The sequence below is a fragment of the Desulfurivibrio nitratireducens genome, assembly GCF_044068515.1.
Lineage (GTDB): Bacteria > Desulfobacterota > Desulfobulbia > Desulfobulbales > Desulfurivibrionaceae > Desulfurivibrio.
The window spans coordinates 14,678-31,336 of the sequence record NZ_JBIPKI010000029.1; the positions used below are offsets into that span (position 1 = coordinate 14,678).

Below are 16,659 nucleotides of genomic sequence, written 5' to 3' on the forward strand. Positions count from 1 at the left end.
TTTGCAAAGGTGGATGGTTTGGGTGAGAGCCTGTCGGCAGGCCGATAGAAATTACCGGTTTTGCCGATGATGTCAAAGGGAAATGTAGCGCCGCCGGCAATGGCCTCACGCCGGCGGACCGGGTTGGGGGTGTTTCGGCCCGGGGCAAAGGTTCCGGCCGGTAACATTAATCGGCCAGCCGGTGAGCCTGGTCCGGCAAAGCGTTACCCGTAGAGGGCTCAATTGGAAATACACCTTGAAACTTTAGCGTCTTTTATATACATTGTGCCGTTAATTGTGGTGGCATCAAGTTGTAAGATGGCCAGCCATACAACCCGCAGAATAATAACCTTCCAAAAGGAAAGAGGGCCATGAAGATGGAAATGAAACGGATTTTAAGCGCGGTGGCGATTGCTTGTGCTGTTTCTCTGTTCGCTTTCGGCTGTGCCAAGCCGGTCAAGGTTGATCCGGGTGCGGCGACCGAGCCCGCCGTGACCGAGCGTGCCCCCACCACCTGGGAACCCGGCCAGACCTGGCCCGGACCGGCGGGTGAAGAAGCCCTGACCGATACCCCCGATGTAGAATTGGCCCTCCTCGAAGGCCGGACCACCGGGCCGCTGTTCCCCGTTTATTACGATTTCGACCGCTCCAACATTCGCGGCGACCAGGAAGAACGGCTGATCAGCAACGGCAATTACATGATTGACAATCCCCGGGTTCGGGTCCGGATCGAAGGCAATACCGACGAGCGCGGCACCCGGGAATACAACATGGCTCTGGGTGAGCGCCGGGCCATGAGCGCCAGGAAGTATCTGATGGATATGGGGGTCGCCGCCGGTCGCCTGGAGACCATCAGCTACGGCGAGGAACGGCCGATCAGCTTCGGCCAGGACGAACTTTCCTGGTCCCTGAATCGCCGGGCCGATTTCGTCATTCTCCGCTAAGCATTCCACCGTCGGCGGCACGGAGGCGGGCGCTCTCGGCATCCCGGAGGATGCCCGCAACTGCCGGACCAAGCCGGCGGGTACCTGCGGTCCCGGAGGCGGAGCCCCAAGCCCAGGCCCCTTGTTCCGGCCGCGGTTGCCAAAAAAGTATGCGAGGTTGAAACACCCGCACATCCGGGCCGGGGTGACTCGGCCCGGATTTTTTTTAGAGGTGCGCCAGCCGCAACTTGAGTTTAAGCATCAAAACAGGGAGTATCGAAGATTATGAAGAACAAGCTTATAGCCCCATTGCTGGCGGTTGCTTTGCTGTTATCCTTTGGACTGGGTTCGGCGCTGGCCGCCCCCTTGAAAATCGCCACCATCAGCATTCAGAGCGTGCTTGATCAGGCCAAGGTGGCCGTGGAGGCCCGGAGCCAGATCGAGGCCGAGTTCGATAAACATCGAGGGGCCCTGCAACGTGACCAGGTCGAACTGGAAGCCATGCGGGACGAGATCGAGAAGAAAAGCTCGGTCTGGACTGAACAGGTCCGGGGCCAGAAGGAGCGCGAGCTGCAGCGCCGCTTCCGGGAGTTTGAGGTCCGCAACGAGGATGCTCAGTTGGCGGTCCAGCAACTGGAAAAGAGTTTAATGGAACCGATTCTGGGCCAACTCAATGAAATCATCGAAGAGATCGGCCGCAAGAACGGCTATGACCTGATCCTGGAATACACCATGAAGGGCCTGCGCAGCCGCACCGGCCTGCTTTACGCCGCCGATACCCTGGACATCAGTAAAGAGGTTCAGCAGGAGCTGGATCGCCGTTTCGAATAAAACAGCAGCTCCCGGCGGCTTCGATCCCGCCGGTCGGAATATAAATGGGGGGAAACCGTACCAAGCCGGTTTCCCCCTTTTTTTTGGGCCCCGGTCAACTTCAACCGGCCGGCTGGCCGGCAAGCTCCATGGCGGCGGCACTGATGGCCGCGGCGTCGATTCTGGCCAGGTGCCAGAGCTGCTGCTGGCTGCCGTGCTCCAGGAAGCGATCGGGCAGGCCCAGGGATTTAACCCTGACCCCGGTCAGGCCCCGGCGCTGGAGCATTTCCAGCACCGCGGAACCAAAGCCCCCGGCCCGGACGTTGTCTTCCACCGTGATCAGCTTGCCGGTTCTGCGGGCCCAGTCGGCGATCAGGTCTCCGTCCAGGGGCTTGATAAAGCGGGGGTTGATCACCGCCGCCGAAATACCCATTTTCTCCAGGCCCGCCGCCGCCTCCAGGGCCGGGTAAACCCGGTTGCCCACCGGCAGCAGCAGCATGTCCTCGCCCTCGCGCAGCAGCTCCCCCTTGCCGAAAGGTATCTTGCGCAAATCCTGCTCCAGTTCGACCCCGAGTCCGGCTCCCCGCGGATAGCGAATCGCCGTGGGGCCGGGAGAGTGGAGCGCGGTATAAAGCATGTGACGCAACTCGTTTTCGTCCTTGGGGGCCATCAGCAGCAGGTTGGGGATCATCCGCAGGAAGGAGAGATCGAAAACCCCGTGATGGGTGGGGCCGTCATCACCCACCACCCCGCCGCGATCGATGGCGAAGATCACCGGCAACTCGGGCAGACAGATGTCGTGGATCACCTGGTCGAAGGCCCGCTGGAGGAAGGTGGAATAAACCGCCACCACCGGCCGCAGACCCTCACTGGCCAGGCCGGCGGCAAAGGTGGCGGCGTGCTGTTCGGCAATGCCGACATCGAAGAAGCGATCGGGGTATTGCTCGGCGAATTTACCCAGGCCGGTGCCGGTGGGCATGGCGGCGGTAATGGCGCAAATCCGCGGGTCGCGGCCGGCCAGTTCCACCAGGGTGTCGCCGAAAATTTTCGTGTAGCTGGGCGGCCCGTCCGTCGCTTTGATCTTGCCGCTGCTGATCTCGAAGGGCCCTACTCCATGGTAATCGCCGGGACGCTCCTCGGCCGGCGGGTAACCCTTGCCCTTGGTGGTGATCACGTGGATCAGCACCGGCCCTTCGTTGAAATCGCGGACATTGCGGAAGGTTTCCAGCAGGGCCTCCAGGCGGTGGCCGGGAATGGGCCCGACATACTTGAACTTGAGGGCTTCAAACAGCATGCCGGGGGTGAAAAAGCCCTTCAGGCTCTCCTCGCTGCGCTTGAGCAGGTGGATTATGTTTTCCCCCATCTGGAAGTTTTTGAGGACGTGCTCCAGATCCTTTTTGATGCGAACCATGGTCCGGCCGGTGAGCTTGCGGCTCAGAAAGCTCGACAGGGCGCCGACGTTGGGGGAAATCGACATTTCATTGTCGTTGAGGACCACGATCAGGTTCTTGCCCAGGTGACCGGCCTGGTTGAGGCCCTCGAAGGCCAGGCCGCCGGTCATCGAGCCGTCGCCGATCACCGCGATGGTCTTGTTGTTTTCCCCTTTCAGCTCACTGCCGGCGGCGATGCCCAAAGCGGCGGAAATGGAGGTGCTGCTGTGGCCGGTGTCGAAGGTGTCGTATTCACTTTCGCTGCGTTTGGGAAAACCGCTGATACCGCCATACTGGCGCAGGGTGGCGAATTGGTCGCGGCGGCCGGTCAGCAGCTTGTGGGCGTAGCACTGGTGGCCCACGTCCCAGATGATTTTGTCCGCCGGGGTATTGAAAACATAGTGCAGGGCCAGGGTCAGTTCCACCACCCCCAGGGAGGGAGCAAGATGACCGCCGGTTTCGGCCAGGGTGTTGATGATCATCTCCCGCAGTTCCCCGGCCAGTTGGGGCAGTTTATCCGCCGGCAGACAGCGCAGGTCCTGGGGAGAGTTGATGGCGCTCAACAGGCGGGCGCCGCTGGTCGTAATTTTCGTTTTTCCACTCATGATAACTGGCAACCTCGCAAAATGCCTAAACGTCCGCTGGACGGTAAAGAGAAAAGAATAAGCCGCTGAAAACTCCCGGTCGCCGGTTCGGCTTAATGGGTCCGGGCAGAGATATAGCGGGCCAGCTCCCGCAGGGGATCGGCCTGGTGGTCAAAAATTTCCAGGGCCTGCAGAGCCGCCGTCACCGCCTCGGCGGCCTTGGCCCTGGTGGTATCGAGGCCGAGCAGGGCGGGGTAGGTGGCCTTGCCCCGGGCGGCGTCGCTGCCGGCGGCCTTGCCCAGGGTGGCGGCGTCGCTGGTCACATTGAGAAGATCGTCGACGATCTGGAAGGCCAGGCCGATCTGTTGCCCGTAGGCGGTCAGGGCCGCGTACTGGCGGGCGTCGGCGCCGCCGGCGATGGCTCCGGTCTGGACCGCGGCGGTGATCAGGGCGCCGGTTTTGCAGCGGTGAATCCGTTGCAGCTCTTCCAGGCTGATCCGGCCCCCCCGGCCTTCGGCTTCGATATCCAGCACCTGGCCGCCCACCATCCCCAGGGGCCCGATGGCCACGGCGATATTGTGGGTCAGCCGCAATTGATCTGCGGCTTTGATGCTCGCCGCCGGCAGGGGGCGGGCCAGCAGTTCGAAGGCGAAACTGAGCAGGCCGTCGCCGGCCAGGATGGCCGCCGCTTCCCCGAATTTCTTGTGGCTGGTGGGCATGCCCCGCCGCAGATCGTCGTCATCCATGGCGGGCAGATCGTCGTGGATCAGCGAATAGGTGTGGATGCACTCCAGGGCGCAGGCCAGGGGCAGCAGGGGCTTGGAGTCGGCCCGCAGGGCCTCGGCGGCGGCCAGGCAGAGAATGGGCCGCACCCGTTTGCCCCCGGCTAACAGGCTGTAGCGCATGGCCTCGATATGGCCGGCCAGGGGGCCCGCAGGGGGCGGCAGCAGTTCGGCCAGGGCCTTTTCCACCTCTTCCCGCCTGGCGGCCAGAAATTGCTTGATATCCATGACTGACAAATGTCCGCGGCTTTACTCTTCGTTGGGCCCGCTGAAGGGTTCGGCGACAATTTCGCCGTTTTTTTGCAGCAGGATTTCGACTTTCTTCTCCGCTTCATCCAGGGTTTTGCGGCAGAATTCGGTGAGCCGGATGCCCTCGTCAAACTTTTTCAGCGACTGTTCCAGGCTGAGTTCGCCGGCCTCCAGCTCCCGGGTGATCTTTTCCAGCCGGGCCATGGCCTCTTCAAAGTTCTGTTTCGCCATTGCTGCCACTCCTGAAGGTTGACCGGCCTCCGAGCCGGGGTGAATATCGGCGTGAAATAGATCCCGGGCCGGCCGATCGGGCGGAAACAACCGCTTGGCAGGACCGCCCCGGCGGCGCTGCAGCCTTTAATGGCGCCGACAAATTAACAGCATAAATGAAGCCGGACCATTGGGCAATCTCTTTCCAAAAAAAGCGGCCTGTGGTAGGGTGCAAGGCGTTGGCAGGCCCGGCCCCGGCCCGGGCAACCGGTCCTGGTCAACGGCGGCGAGCGCTCCGGCTGGCCCGGTTGGTTCAGGGCTCAGGCCGCAGGCGCGACCCGGGGTCATCCGGCGCCTTGGCCTGCCGGCCCGACTCCACCGCTGCCCGCCGATTTCCCGGGGGCAGTTCCCGGGGTTGGCCGCTTGCTTAACGGGGATTCGATGAGTGAGGCCATTGGCGCACATATAGAGGCTTTTTTGCAGTGGCTCAAGGTGGAACGGGGCTACTCGGTCCATACCGTCAGCAGTTACCGGGGAGATTTAAGCGAGTTTGTCGCCACCGACCGGGGTTTTGGCCCGGTTTCCGCGGTGGCGGATCTCGATGCCCGGCGGGTGCGGGCCTTCGTTTACAGCCTGCACGGCCGCAACAAGAGCTCATCGGTGGCCCGCAAGCTTTCCGCCCTGCGGACCTTTTTCCGCTACCTGGTCAAAAACGGGATAATTAAGACCGACCCCGCCGCCGCCATCGCCGCCCCCAAAAGCGAGGGCTATCTGCCGACGGTCCTGAGCGTCGATGAGGTCTTTTCGCTGCTGGAGATGCCCGGTCCCGCCGACACTTTCGCCGCCCGCGACCGGGCGGTGCTGGAAATGCTTTACTCTTCGGGGATGCGGGTGGCGGAACTGGCGGCCCTGAACCTGGACCAGGTCGATCTCGACCAGGGCATGGTCCGGGTGCGGGGCAAAGGCAACAAGGAGCGCCTGGTGCCACTGGGCACCCCCGCCCTGGGTTCCCTGGAGGCTTACCTGCCCCAGCGCGAAAGCCTGCTGCGGGCCGGCGGCGACCGGCAGGCCCTGTTCGTCAACGCCCGGGGCGGCCGGCTGACCACCCGCAGCATCGAGCGGCTGGTCAAGATGTATGCCGAACGGGCCGGGATTCCCGCCCGGGTAAGCCCCCACGCCCTGCGCCATTCCTTTGCCACCCATCTGCTGGAGATGGGGGCGGATTTGCGCACGGTGCAGGAACTGCTGGGCCATGCCAGCTTGTCCACCACCCAGCGTTATACCCACCTCAACCTGGACCATCTGACGGCGGTGTACGACAAGGCTCACCCCCGGGCCAACGGTTGAGAACAACAACGGCGCGGCGGCGGTCAACCGGCGCTGGGCCGGCCTAAACCAACAAGGATCAAAAAAATGAAAATACGTTCGACAACCGTGGTGGCGGTCCGCCACCGGGGCATGGTGGCGATGGCCGGCGACGGCCAGGTGACCCTGGGCAACGTGGTGGTCAAACACCAGGCTCGCAAGATCCGCCGGCTTTACCATGGCCGGGTGATCACCGGTTTCGCCGGGGCCACCGCCGATGCCTTTACCCTGTTCGACAAGCTGGAACAGCAACTGGAGCAATACGGCGGCAACCTGCTGCGGGCGGCGGTGGAGCTGGCCAAGGAGTGGCGCACCGACCGGATGCTGCGCCGCCTCGAGGCCCTGCTGGTGGCGGTGGACGTCGAGCGCTCCCTGCTGATTTCCGGCAACGGGGATGTCATCGAACCCGACGACGGCATTCTGGCCATCGGCTCCGGGGGGCCCTATGCCCAGGCCGCCGCCCAGGCCCTGGTGGCCCACAGCGGCCTCGAGGCCCCGGAGATCTGCCGCTCGGCCCTGGAGATCGCCGGCGGCCTTTGCATCTACACCAATACCCATATCCACCTGGAAACCCTGTGAACCGGGCGGCAGCGTGACTCTAGCGCCGCCGGCCGGCCTGCCCCGGGCCGGGTTTTGCCGGCCGCCGGAAACCAGGCGCCGCCGGAGCAGGGCAACGGCCCTTTTTCCCCGGGGCCATGGCGCTCTCCAGGGCAAATAATTTCAGCTTTAACGAGGTTGCACGATGATTATGCCCATTGCCAATCCAGCCGGAGAGGACGAAGAAAACGCTCCGGCGGTCAACTCTTTGACTCCCCGCGAGATCGTTCGCCAACTGGATGATTACATTATCGGCCAGGGCCACGCCAAGCGTTCGGTGGCCATCGCCCTGCGCAACCGCTGGCGCCGGCGCCAGGTGCCGCCGCCGCTGCGGGATGAAATCGCCCCCAAGAACATCATCATGATCGGCCCCACCGGGGTCGGCAAGACCGAGATCGCCCGCCGCCTGGCCGGCCTGGCCCAGTCGCCGTTCCTCAAAGTCGAGGCCTCCAAGTTTACCGAGGTGGGCTATGTGGGCCGCGACGTCGAGTCGATGATCCGCGACCTGCTGGAACTGGCCATCGGCATGGTCCGGGAAGAAGAGCGGGTCAAGGTCCAGACCAAGGCGGGGGTAATGGCCGAGGAACGGATTCTCGACCTGCTGGTGCCGCCCCCGCCGCCCCGGCGGCCCGGCGCGCCGCCGTCCAGCGGGGCTATCAATCTGCCTTACAGCGCCGGGATCGGAGCGGCCATGGCGGCCGGCGGGACGCCGAGCCAGGAAAGCGTTGAGAGTACCCGGGAAAAATTTCGCAAGATGCTGCGGGAGGGCAAACTCGACGACCGGGAAGTGGAAATCGAGCTGGAACAAGCCCGGCCGATGCCGATGCTGGAAGTTTTCTCCGGAGCCGGCATGGAAGAAATGGAATCCAACCTGCGGGAAATGTTCGGTAAGATGATGCCCCGCAAAAGCCAGCTGCGGCGCCTCAAGGTTCGGGAAGCCATGGAGATTCTGCGCCAGAGCGAGGCGGAAAAACTGATCGAGCATGAGCGGGTGATCCGCCTGGCCATCAGCCGCACCGAGCAGGCGGGGATCATTTTCCTCGATGAAATCGATAAGATCGCCTCCAAGGGCGGGGGCGGGGGCCACGGCCCCGAGGTTTCCCGGGAAGGGGTCCAGCGCGATCTGCTGCCCATCGTCGAGGGCTCGACGGTGACCACCAAGCACGGGATGGTCCGCACCGATCACATTCTCTTCATCGCCAGCGGCGCTTTTCATGTCAGCAAGCCCTCGGACCTGATTCCCGAACTGCAGGGCCGCTTCCCGATCCGGGTCGAGCTTTCCCACCTGGGGGCGGAGGAGTTCTACCGGATCCTCACCGAGCCCCAGAACGCTTTGCTCAAGCAGTATGCCGCCCTGATGGCCACCGAGGGGATCGAGCTTTCCTTCACCGACGAGGCGATCCGCGAACTGGCCCGCCTGGCCGCCGAAGTCAACTCGCGCACCGAGAATATCGGCGCCCGCCGCCTCCATACCATCATGGAACGGCTGCTGGAAAACCTGGCCTTCGAGGCCCCTGACCGGAGCGGGGAAAAATTCGAGGTAACCGCCGACTATGTCCGCCAGCAACTGGCCGAAGTAGTGGGCGACGAGGATCTAAGCCGGTTTATTTTATAATAAACCTCAGCAGCGCTAAGCCAGCGGGCTGGCAGCCCCGCGGAAGACTGGGATTAAGCAAAGGAAAGACGGACCATAGCTTTTTCAGCCCCTCTGTCCTCTGTCTTCTGACATCTGACCTCTGAAACAAGGAGTTGGTGCGATGTACGATCTGATGCTGAAATATTGTCCTGTTTGCGGCGGTGAATTCCGGGCCGAAATCCAGACCTGCGGGATCTGCGAGGTCGTTCTGCTTTCCGGCGGAGAGATGCAGAACCGGGTCAGCGAGCAGGCGGCCCGGCGCCTGGGCCGGGCCGGGGCCCTGACCGGCGGCGAGGATATGGTGCTGATCCAGCGCGGTCCTTTGGGCGATCTGCGCCACCTGGAGGCCCTGCTCAAGGAAGAGCGGATCGCCTGCCGGATCACCGCCGACGAAAAGTCCTGCAGCAAAAGCTGCTGCCCTTCCAGCTTTCTCCTCGAGGTCAGCCGGGACGACGCCCCCGACGCGGCCCGGATCGTGGAGCAGGAATACCGGCGGATGACCCGCCTCGACGACCACCAGATGGTGGCCGGCGACGCCGTCTTCAACCCCGAGGCCGAGGAAAACATCTGCCCGGCCTGCGGCTACCGCTTTCCCTCCACCTCCAGCGAGTGCCCGGACTGCGGCCTCAATTTCGGCTGAAAATCACCCCGGCCGTGCCGGAACTGCCTCGATAAGCAGGGCGGTTCCGGCGCGCGCGCCAACATCCTTAGGTTGCCGGCCGCCGGCCTCGGGGCGTCAGTCCGTCACCGGGTTCGGGCCGGCCAGGCGCCCAAAACCGCCGCCATGCCGAATCGCCGTCCTTCCCATCCTGCCTGTTTCATTCCCCGATGATCTTGACCAGCACCCGTTTCTTGCGGCCGCCGTCAAATTCCCCGTAGAAGATCTGTTCCCAGGGGCCAAGATCCAGCTTGCCGTTGGTGATCGCCACCACCACTTCCCGGCCCATCACCTGGCGCTTGAGGTGGGCGTCGGCGTTGTCCTCGTAGCCGTTGTGGCGGTACTGGTTCACCGGCTCATGCGGCGCCAGCTTTTCCAGCCAGACCTCGTAATCATGATGAAGTCCCGCCTCATCGTCATTGATGAAAACCGAGGCGGTGATATGCATGGCATTGACCAGCACCAGCCCTTCCTTCACCCCGGCCGTCCGCAAGGCTTCATCCACCTGGGGGGTGATATTGATAAAGGCCCGTCGTCCGGGCACGTTGAACCACAATTCCTGGCGATAGCTGATCATAATTGGACTCCTTGGGGGTTATGGCGCGCAATAGTCGAGCGGAATTATCTTGTCCTTGAGGGAGGTGCTTTGGATGGTGCGGGTGGAGATCTTGCACCTGCAGGTTGAAGCACTCAAACATTTTTAGGATGGTAAACGAAAGTTGATAGCTCATCTCAAAATGGCTTGTCAAGGATTTTTCATTGAATTAGCTTGCAAAATAAGGTCGATAGGCATGATGATCAAGAAAAATGGGGTCAGACACCATTTTCTTCATTTTCATCGGATCTGCACTGCACGGGGCCATGGCGAAAATGGTGTCTGACCCCATTTTTTTAGAAGGAGACCCCATGAACGCACAAAACTCATATCCTTTTCAGCGGGAGGCCGACGGCAGCCTGCGCCTGACCCGCCATGCGGATGTGATGCGCGCCTTGTTGGAGCATGATCTTTTCAGCAGCTCGGTGTCCGCCAAACACCCCGCCATTCCCAACGGCATGGATCCGCCGGAGCACACCGCCTTCCGGGCGCTGACGGACCGATATTTCACCCGGGAAATCGTGGATGCTTTTGAACCGCGCTGCCGGGAAACCGTCCGCCGCCTGCTCCCGCAGCGCCGCGATCCCCGTTTCGCCCATCGCCTGGCGGTTCGCTTGCTCTGCGATTTTTTGGGTTGGAAAGAGGATATGGACGAGGCCCTGTCCACCTGGTTCTTTGCCCACGAAGCGGCGGTGGCCGCTGGAGACCGGGAAGGCTTGCTCGAAAATGCGGCAGTGCTGGCGGAACTGGTGGGCCGGGAACTGGGGGCACGTCGTACCCGGGGAGATGGCTCGGATGCAGACTTGACTGCCCGTCTGCTTCACGACCGCGTGGAGGGCAGGCCGCTCACTGACGCTGAAATCGTCAGCATCCTGCGCAACTGGACCGCCGGCGAGGTGGGCACCATGGCGAAATCGTTTGAGACAGTGCTCGAATTTCTGGAGGCCGAACCCGCCTGGCAAGACTGGCTGCGCAAGCATCCGGAGCGAACCAATGCCTTCACCGACGAACTGCTCCGCCTCCGCGCGCCCCTGCCCGACAACCGCCGTGTCACCGCCTGTCCAGTCACGCTCGCGGGTGAGGACCTGCCAGCCGGCCAGAAGCTGCTTATCGATTGGGCCGCGGCCAATCGCGACCCCGCCGCGTTTGAAGATGCTGAACGCTTTGACCCCGATCGCGATGCCCGTAACAATCTGCTCTACGGGGCGGGCATCCACGCCTGTCCCGGCGCGACCCTGGCCCGCATGGAGCTGCGGGTGCTGATCGAGGAAAGACTGCGAGAGACCCCAGCGTGAAACGTGTTCTCCAAAGCGAAAATGGTGTCTGATCCCATTTTTACTCTTTCTCTTTGTGGGTGCTGATCCCGAGCACCGCCCAGAGAGGTCAGAGACCGGTGAAGGCGGTAACCAGGGAGACGGCAGCCACCGCGGCCACGCCGATCCGCCATTCCGTGCCGATCGGCGCGAACAATGCCACCAGGACCAAGCCTATCCCCAGCACTATTCGCAGGGTCTTATCCAATCCGCCCACGTTCTTTTTCATAACCGCCTCCTTTGCGAAAAAACATCCTGAAGTTGTTCAAAGGCCGGGTGGTGGTGACAAGATTTTGCTTTTGCCGGCCCCGGCAAAAAACCAAGAACCATTCCGCCGCACGCCTGCCCCAGGCCACTGATTAGGCGCTCAGCAGCACTAATCTTATAATCTTATGAACGTCCCCCACCTGATCGCGTCAGTTTTTTGGCGACGGGGCGAGGGGAGGGACCGGTTGATCCTGCAGGGCCGCGTAAAGACGTTCGTCGCGCCGGTAAATGTCGCGCCTGAAATTTATGGTGCCGTCCTGGTCGGCCCAGGCCGTCCAATAGGAAAGGTGAACGGGTATCGGCCGGTTGATGGTGACGGTTCTCTCCACGTTGGTGGCAATCGTCGCCTCGATCCGCTCTCTGGTCCACTCCGGCCGATCTGAAAGGAGGTACTCGGCCAGTTCGAAAGGTTTTTCAACCCTTATGCACCCTGAGCTGAAATCCCTGGCCACTTTCCAGAACAGCTCCCGTCGAGGCGTGTCGTGCAAGTAGACGTGGTACTTGTTCGGGAACATGAACTTGACCCGGCCGAGGGCATTGTCCGGCCCCGGGTCCTGCCGGAACCGATACGGCAGATTCCTGGCCGTGATCGCTTGCCAATCGACCGTGGCAGGATCGACCTGGACCGCGCTCGCGCCCCATCCCTGAAAAACCCGCATGTTGTTTTCCGCCAGATAGTTTAGCTCTTTTTTCACTTCCGGGAGAATATCATTTACCGCAATTCCGGGAGGAACGTTCCAGTAGGGGTTCAGCACAAGATAGGTCATCGTGCCGGTGAAAACGGGGGTCTGGCGGTAATGGCGTCCGACGATCACGCGCATGTTCATGACCGGCTCGTTTCGTTCGAACACGTTCAGTTCGAAGTTCGCGATGTTGACCAGGATGTATCGTTCGGTGCCAAACTCGGGCATCCAGCGCCATCGTTCCAGGTTGATCATCGACTGTATGAGCCTCTGCTCGATTGAAACGTTGAGGTCCGCAAGCGTTTCCCGGCCGACGATTCCATCAGGATCGAGGCTGTGCCTGAGCTGAAAGCTCTTTACCGCGTCCTCGAGCAGCGCGTCGAAATAGGCCGCTTCAGCGGGAGCATGAGGCGCGAGATCGCCGGCAAGCATGAGCCGCTCACGCAATGCGATGACTCGTTCACTGCTGTCGCCCTTGCGCAGGGTCGGCCCTTCTGGAACCCCGGGCCAACCGCCTTCCTCGCTGATCTTTTGGTACCGCGCGAAGGCTTCCCGCAGGCGAAGATACTCGAGGTGTTTCGGCAGGAGCCCTTCGAGCGTCTCCCCGATGCGGTTTTCCTGGAGCGCTTCACCGAGTATGGCGGCGAAATCCGCGTCCCGCTTGCTGGGGTGCCACTCGGGGGTGAAGGTCTCGGGATTGATGCGGCCGCTGTGGAAATGGGAAGCAAGGACCAGAAAGGCATCGGTCAGGAGCAGATCGAGGTCGACGAGGCTTAGCGGGTTGAGCTGTTCACCCTGTTGCCGCGTGTTCCGGATGCGGCCCAGGGTTTCCTCGATCTTAGCGAGGTGATAATCTTCCGGAATAAGCCCTTCCCGGTTTGCACCGCGAATCGCGGCAACCATGTCGTCTGCCAGGGGAAGGGGGCCGTCGTCGTCGCTCCATGCAAGCTGAAAGGTCCGGTCGAAATAGAACCGAGGAAGCACAACGGAGGAGTATATCTCTTCGTCCCCAACCAGGATCTTCGCAGGAAGTCCCGCCTCTTCAATCCTGGTGCGGAGAAGTTCGCGGCCCTGGTCGGACAGGGCTGAGGCCTGGTCGGGAAGGGTGAGGCAGGCACCGACAAACAGAATCAGGAGAAACAGTTTTTTCATTTTGAACTTGAGCTCTTTAACCAGCAAGGAATTATCCGGTTCACGCCCACCCTGGTCGCCTCCGGCACCGCCGAAGGCTGGTAAAGGGGATGGTGATGGTGAAAAGAAGTTGCTTTTCACTACCCTGGCAATAAAAAGCGGCATAATTGATCGCCCCTCGCGATTTACCCGTTAAAAAACGATTATTTAAATTATCAGGGGCTGCCGGTCAGCCTGTCAATGAAAAAAGCGGACGCCATAAGCAGGACCCGGACCTGTCCCCCACTGCACCCCGACAAGTTTGTATCACAAACCTTGGGCTGTTTATGGTCACCGGACCGAACTGCAGTAGATGCCGGCCCACAACCAGGGCACTTTGCTCAACGCCTCACGGCTTGCCTCGGGACTGGACGTCAGCGCTCCCTACGTGACCAATTACATCGGGCTGCTGACGGAACGCCGCCAGCGTTTTACCGCACCCCCGCCGGGGCTGAGATAGAGCTCGGGCCTACTCCGCCGGAGAGCACCTTTTTTAGCTTGCCAACCCCCGCCGGTTTGGCTAGCTTGCCCATTGTGCTATTTAGGAAAAACGCCACGATGGGGGAAAGTGGATGCCAATCATCGATGGTCACCGCCTTTTGTTCACCGACGCCAATCTTGAGTCCGTGTTGAGAGCCGGACAGAGAGAGTATTTAATTTGAAACCGGAGGAATTCCGCTATTGGCTGAAATTATCATGCCCCAAGCTGACGCCGATTTCTTGCTGCAAATGGAGAAAGTCGCGGCAGATGACCAAAGAAGGATTTTTCCTGATTTTGGAGGCAATCTGGAGGTGCCGTTGATTTCACGTAATCAGCGGGAAACCTTCTCTCTTGACATCAGCCGCAAAAGGATTGCCTTGACTACGAAGTACCAGGTACGAGGCCGGCAGGTCGTGGTGCTGGCGAGACTCGACTTCGGGGCGCCGCATCGAAACCCTGATGACTCTGAAATCGGGGTGCCGCACCTGCATCTCTATCGCGAGGGGTTTGGTGACAAATGGGCTTATCCCGTCCCCGATGGGATGTTATGTGACCTTGGTAACGCTTGGCAGTGCTTGCTGGACTTCATGCGTTACTGCAATGTTGTGGAAGAACCCAAAATTATTAGAGGGCTGTTCGCATGAACCAAGTTGCCAGCCTTATCGACCGTTATTATTCCTGGCTCCGGGACAAGACAGCTTGGCGTGCGATCAACAAGGATTGGGTGGAAATCACCACCCCCTACCTGGACAGGCACAATGACTACATTCAGCTCTACTTAAAACAAGAGGGGGATAAATACGTCCTCACCGATGACAGCCATACCATTACCGACCTGATCCAGGCGGGCTGTAGTCTTGACAGTCCCAAACGGCAGAAGCTTCTCCAGATGACCATCAACGGTTTTGGCGTTCATCTGCGTGGCCAAGCCTTGGAGGTCCAGGCCACCCCGGCGAACTTCGCACTGCGCAAGCACAACTTGTTACAAGCCATACTGGCGGTCAACGATCTTTTCTATCTGGCATCTCCGACCGTGGCGAGCTTCTTCTTCGAGGACGTGGCGCTCTGGCTTGACAGCCACGACATCCGCTACACCGAACGGGTCAAGTTCGCCGGACGCAGCGGCTATGACCACATGTTCGATTTCGTTGTCCCCAAATCGAAACGACAGCCGGAGCGAATCTTGAAAGCCATCAACAATCCGAACAAGGATTATGCCCAGGCAACCGCCTTTTCCTGGCTAGATACCCGCGAAGCCCGCTCCCCGGAGGCAACCGCCTTTGCTGTCCTCAATGACGAGGGGCGCCAGATTTCTCCTTCCGTTATCGAAGCCTTGCAGAATTATGAGATCACACCGATGATCTGGACCAGGCGAGATGAAATGCTGGATAGGCTGGCTGCATAGTGGTCATTGCTAAGCGGCTTCTGACTTGCGGAAAAATGGTGTCTGACCCCATTTTCCCTGTATCTCAATAACCTCAAAGGGGAATGGAATGACTTGGTGGCAAGCCTTAATAGTGGCCCTGTCAACTTTAGTAGTTACGAAGGTCCTTGATTTGGTAATAGCACAGTTTACCGAAAAAAGAGAGTTCAATAGATTTAGAAGAGAGAAAATTACTGAGGAAATTGAGACCCTAAAAAATGAAATAGGAATGCTTTTCGAGTTGACTGCCAATTGGAAGGCTTTCGATGAAAAACAAAAATCTTACTTTGCAAATTTTGAAAATGACCATGAATTAGTGGGAAAATTTAATAAGTATCCTTCAATTGCACAAGCCGCAAGGGATACCGTGCATTGGTGTAGGATAGTCGCTTCATGCGAGATGAGCCAAACAAATGACTTAATCGAAAATAAAAAAGAAATGGGAGAAAGGTTTAGGAAGTTCTTAAAGGCCTGTGATGATTATATAAACAATATGGCTTAACCGGCAAGTGCAGCGGCCGCTGATCCGTGTTATGCCGGGCAATAAAGAGGTATTGCGATGGCTATAGGAAGAGTACTTCGTAGAACACTCAAAGTCGAATTTGGAAAAAGAAAAATTCCATTACCAAAACATTTATCATTTCTTGCCAATATACCGTTTTACGCAGTAACTGAGTGTTTGCCACCAAATTCGTCCAATAAACAAACACGAGTAGAAATACTCCCATCAAGCCTCAAAAAAGTGGCTAGGTCGTACGAAGAATATGGTCAAATAAAAAAAGAAAACGAAGATCTCTTGAAGTTACTAGAGGAGTGGCAAGGAATCTTTGCATCACAAGAGCAATATATCGAACGACTTGAGAAAGCGAATAATCAACTACGTTTTAACCTTGGAGAGGGGCCAGAAACTCCTAGAAGCGAATACAAATCATATCTTCAGGTAGCACAAGAGATGGGGTTCAAGCCACATGGGCTTCCATTGCAGGGAGGTCTACCTTCATTGGGAAAAAAGCAATAAAACAAAAGAGGAAAAATGGGGAAAATGGGGTTAGACAGAAAGCGCCGGCCAAAGCCGGCAAAGGGTAGGGGGTGTAAGTCCCCCGCATGATAAAGGCTAGCGACCAGTCATGGCCCCGAGTCATGCGTCGGCCCGTTGTAAGGCGAGCGGCGAAGCGTTGACAGGGGTACTGGCAGGCCGGGCTATTGATCTCCGAAATCACCTCATCCGGGTTGCCGACCTTGTTGTCTGATGGGGAAGGCAGCATGCTGGAGTGCGCTATCGCAAGTGCTTCAGTGAACCCGCGGAGTCGTATAACCAAGGCATGTCAGCACGCTCTTTGTCCGGAAGCCGGGAGATCCCGGAAGCGACCAACGTAGTCCCGCGCCTGGTCCGGCAGGGAAAGGCCGAGGCCGCACCCCCTGCGTGTACGTAACCGGGAAGTCGGACACGGAAATAGTATCGATGAAGCAGACGAACAAAGGTACACAACCAAAGAGTGGCCAA

At 59.7% G+C, this 16,659-nt stretch carries 17 protein-coding genes; 11 read left to right on the forward strand and 6 right to left on the reverse strand.

Annotated features, from left to right (window positions below; translation table 11 throughout):
- Window positions 1–350: 350 nt before the first annotated feature.
- A complete protein-coding gene (gene pal / locus ACHHTY_RS08235) occupies window positions 351–923 on the forward strand; it encodes a peptidoglycan-associated lipoprotein Pal (RefSeq protein ID WP_395493627.1) in 573 nt (190 codons plus the stop codon).
- 264 nt (window positions 924–1,187) lie between these two features.
- The gene (locus ACHHTY_RS08240; protein ID WP_395493628.1) at window positions 1,188–1,733 is read left to right on the forward strand and encodes an OmpH/Skp family outer membrane protein; all 546 of its coding nucleotides are present in this window, start codon (window positions 1,188–1,190) and stop codon (window positions 1,731–1,733) included.
- A gap of 100 nt (window positions 1,734–1,833) precedes the next feature.
- Here the strand turns inward: ACHHTY_RS08240 and dxs are convergent, their stop codons facing one another.
- The 3 genes from dxs to ACHHTY_RS08255 form a co-directional block, all read right to left on the reverse strand.
- On the reverse strand, window positions 1,834–3,747 hold the full coding sequence (gene dxs, locus ACHHTY_RS08245; protein ID WP_395493629.1) for a 1-deoxy-D-xylulose-5-phosphate synthase: 1,914 nt from the start codon (window positions 3,745–3,747) through the stop codon (window positions 1,834–1,836).
- Window positions 3,748–3,839: 92 nt separating this feature from the next.
- Window positions 3,840–4,736 (reverse strand): polyprenyl synthetase family protein, encoded by an 897-nt coding sequence (locus tag ACHHTY_RS08250; protein WP_395493630.1) that lies wholly within the window; start codon window positions 4,734–4,736, stop codon window positions 3,840–3,842.
- Between the two features lie 21 nt (window positions 4,737–4,757).
- Window positions 4,758–4,988 (reverse strand): exodeoxyribonuclease VII small subunit, encoded by a 231-nt coding sequence (locus ACHHTY_RS08255; protein WP_395493631.1) that lies wholly within the window; start codon window positions 4,986–4,988, stop codon window positions 4,758–4,760.
- 420 nt (window positions 4,989–5,408) lie between these two features.
- On the opposite strand from ACHHTY_RS08255, the gene xerC reads away from it, so the two are divergent.
- The 4 genes from xerC (at window position 5,409) to ACHHTY_RS08275 (ending at window position 9,205) form a co-directional block, all read left to right on the forward strand.
- Window positions 5,409–6,314: a tyrosine recombinase XerC gene (xerC, locus tag ACHHTY_RS08260; protein ID WP_395493632.1), complete on the forward strand. Its 906-nt coding sequence runs from the start codon at window positions 5,409–5,411 to the stop codon at window positions 6,312–6,314.
- Between the two features lie 66 nt (window positions 6,315–6,380).
- The gene (hslV, locus tag ACHHTY_RS08265) at window positions 6,381–6,911 is read left to right on the forward strand and encodes an ATP-dependent protease subunit HslV (RefSeq protein ID WP_395493633.1); all 531 of its coding nucleotides are present in this window, start codon (window positions 6,381–6,383) and stop codon (window positions 6,909–6,911) included.
- A gap of 163 nt (window positions 6,912–7,074) precedes the next feature.
- Window positions 7,075–8,544 (forward strand): ATP-dependent protease ATPase subunit HslU, encoded by a 1,470-nt coding sequence (gene hslU, locus ACHHTY_RS08270; protein ID WP_395493634.1) that lies wholly within the window; start codon window positions 7,075–7,077, stop codon window positions 8,542–8,544.
- Between the two features lie 142 nt (window positions 8,545–8,686).
- Window positions 8,687–9,205, forward strand: coding sequence for a zinc ribbon-containing (seleno)protein DG (locus ACHHTY_RS08275; protein ID WP_395493635.1), 519 nt, complete (start codon window positions 8,687–8,689; stop codon window positions 9,203–9,205).
- A 178-nt stretch (window positions 9,206–9,383) separates the two neighbouring features.
- Here the strand turns inward: ACHHTY_RS08275 and ACHHTY_RS08280 are convergent, their stop codons facing one another.
- Entirely contained in the window at window positions 9,384–9,800 is a 417-nt protein-coding gene (locus ACHHTY_RS08280) for a secondary thiamine-phosphate synthase enzyme YjbQ (RefSeq protein ID WP_395493636.1), read from the reverse strand.
- 329 nt (window positions 9,801–10,129) lie between these two features.
- Here ACHHTY_RS08280 and ACHHTY_RS08285 point away from each other — a divergent pair, with 329 nt between their 5' ends.
- Window positions 10,130–11,113: a cytochrome P450 gene (locus ACHHTY_RS08285; protein WP_395493637.1), complete on the forward strand. Its 984-nt coding sequence runs from the start codon at window positions 10,130–10,132 to the stop codon at window positions 11,111–11,113.
- 88 nt (window positions 11,114–11,201) lie between these two features.
- Here ACHHTY_RS08285 and ACHHTY_RS08290 read toward each other — a convergent pair whose 3' ends face one another.
- Window positions 11,202–11,360, reverse strand: coding sequence for a YgaP family membrane protein (locus ACHHTY_RS08290; RefSeq protein WP_395493638.1), 159 nt, complete (start codon window positions 11,358–11,360; stop codon window positions 11,202–11,204).
- 187 nt (window positions 11,361–11,547) lie between these two features.
- The gene (locus tag ACHHTY_RS08295) at window positions 11,548–13,377 is read right to left on the reverse strand and encodes a L,D-transpeptidase family protein (protein ID WP_395493639.1); all 1,830 of its coding nucleotides are present in this window, start codon (window positions 13,375–13,377) and stop codon (window positions 11,548–11,550) included.
- Between the two features lie 555 nt (window positions 13,378–13,932).
- Between ACHHTY_RS08295 and ACHHTY_RS08300 the strand changes: the two genes are divergently transcribed.
- The 4 genes from ACHHTY_RS08300 (at window position 13,933) to ACHHTY_RS08315 (ending at window position 16,173) form a co-directional block, all read left to right on the forward strand.
- A complete protein-coding gene (locus ACHHTY_RS08300; protein ID WP_395493640.1) occupies window positions 13,933–14,376 on the forward strand; it encodes a DUF6978 family protein in 444 nt (147 codons plus the stop codon).
- Complete coding sequence (locus tag ACHHTY_RS08305; protein ID WP_395493641.1) at window positions 14,373–15,137, forward strand: DUF1829 domain-containing protein; 765 nt, start codon at window positions 14,373–14,375, stop codon at window positions 15,135–15,137. The genes ACHHTY_RS08300 and ACHHTY_RS08305 overlap by 4 nt, the downstream gene beginning before the upstream one ends.
- A gap of 88 nt (window positions 15,138–15,225) precedes the next feature.
- Window positions 15,226–15,657: a hypothetical protein gene (locus ACHHTY_RS08310; protein ID WP_395493642.1), complete on the forward strand. Its 432-nt coding sequence runs from the start codon at window positions 15,226–15,228 to the stop codon at window positions 15,655–15,657.
- Window positions 15,658–15,714: 57 nt separating this feature from the next.
- Window positions 15,715–16,173 (forward strand): hypothetical protein, encoded by a 459-nt coding sequence (locus ACHHTY_RS08315; protein ID WP_395493643.1) that lies wholly within the window; start codon window positions 15,715–15,717, stop codon window positions 16,171–16,173.
- Window positions 16,174–16,659 lie beyond the last annotated feature (486 nt).

Bases quoted from the DNA above. Each gene is read 5' to 3' on its own strand.
- pal (WP_395493627.1), top strand. From the start codon at position 351: ATGAAGATGGAAATGAAACGGATTTTAAGCGCGGTGGCGATTGCTTGT.
- ACHHTY_RS08240 (WP_395493628.1), top strand. From the start codon at position 1,188: ATGAAGAACAAGCTTATAGCCCCATTGCTGGCGGTTGCTTTGCTGTTA.
- dxs (WP_395493629.1), bottom strand. From the start codon at position 3,747: ATGAGTGGAAAAACGAAAATTACGACCAGCGGCGCCCGCCTGTTGAGC.
- ACHHTY_RS08250 (WP_395493630.1), bottom strand. From the start codon at position 4,736: ATGGATATCAAGCAATTTCTGGCCGCCAGGCGGGAAGAGGTGGAAAAG.
- ACHHTY_RS08255 (WP_395493631.1), bottom strand. From the start codon at position 4,988: ATGGCGAAACAGAACTTTGAAGAGGCCATGGCCCGGCTGGAAAAGATC.
- xerC (WP_395493632.1), top strand. From the start codon at position 5,409: ATGAGTGAGGCCATTGGCGCACATATAGAGGCTTTTTTGCAGTGGCTC.
- hslV (WP_395493633.1), top strand. From the start codon at position 6,381: ATGAAAATACGTTCGACAACCGTGGTGGCGGTCCGCCACCGGGGCATG.
- hslU (WP_395493634.1), top strand. From the start codon at position 7,075: ATGATTATGCCCATTGCCAATCCAGCCGGAGAGGACGAAGAAAACGCT.
- ACHHTY_RS08275 (WP_395493635.1), top strand. From the start codon at position 8,687: ATGTACGATCTGATGCTGAAATATTGTCCTGTTTGCGGCGGTGAATTC.
- ACHHTY_RS08280 (WP_395493636.1), bottom strand. From the start codon at position 9,800: ATGATCAGCTATCGCCAGGAATTGTGGTTCAACGTGCCCGGACGACGG.
- ACHHTY_RS08285 (WP_395493637.1), top strand. From the start codon at position 10,130: ATGAACGCACAAAACTCATATCCTTTTCAGCGGGAGGCCGACGGCAGC.
- ACHHTY_RS08290 (WP_395493638.1), bottom strand. From the start codon at position 11,360: ATGAAAAAGAACGTGGGCGGATTGGATAAGACCCTGCGAATAGTGCTG.
- ACHHTY_RS08295 (WP_395493639.1), bottom strand. From the start codon at position 13,377: ATGCCGCTTTTTATTGCCAGGGTAGTGAAAAGCAACTTCTTTTCACCA.
- ACHHTY_RS08305 (WP_395493641.1), top strand. From the start codon at position 14,373: ATGAACCAAGTTGCCAGCCTTATCGACCGTTATTATTCCTGGCTCCGG.
- ACHHTY_RS08310 (WP_395493642.1), top strand. From the start codon at position 15,226: ATGACTTGGTGGCAAGCCTTAATAGTGGCCCTGTCAACTTTAGTAGTT.
- ACHHTY_RS08315 (WP_395493643.1), top strand. From the start codon at position 15,715: ATGGCTATAGGAAGAGTACTTCGTAGAACACTCAAAGTCGAATTTGGA.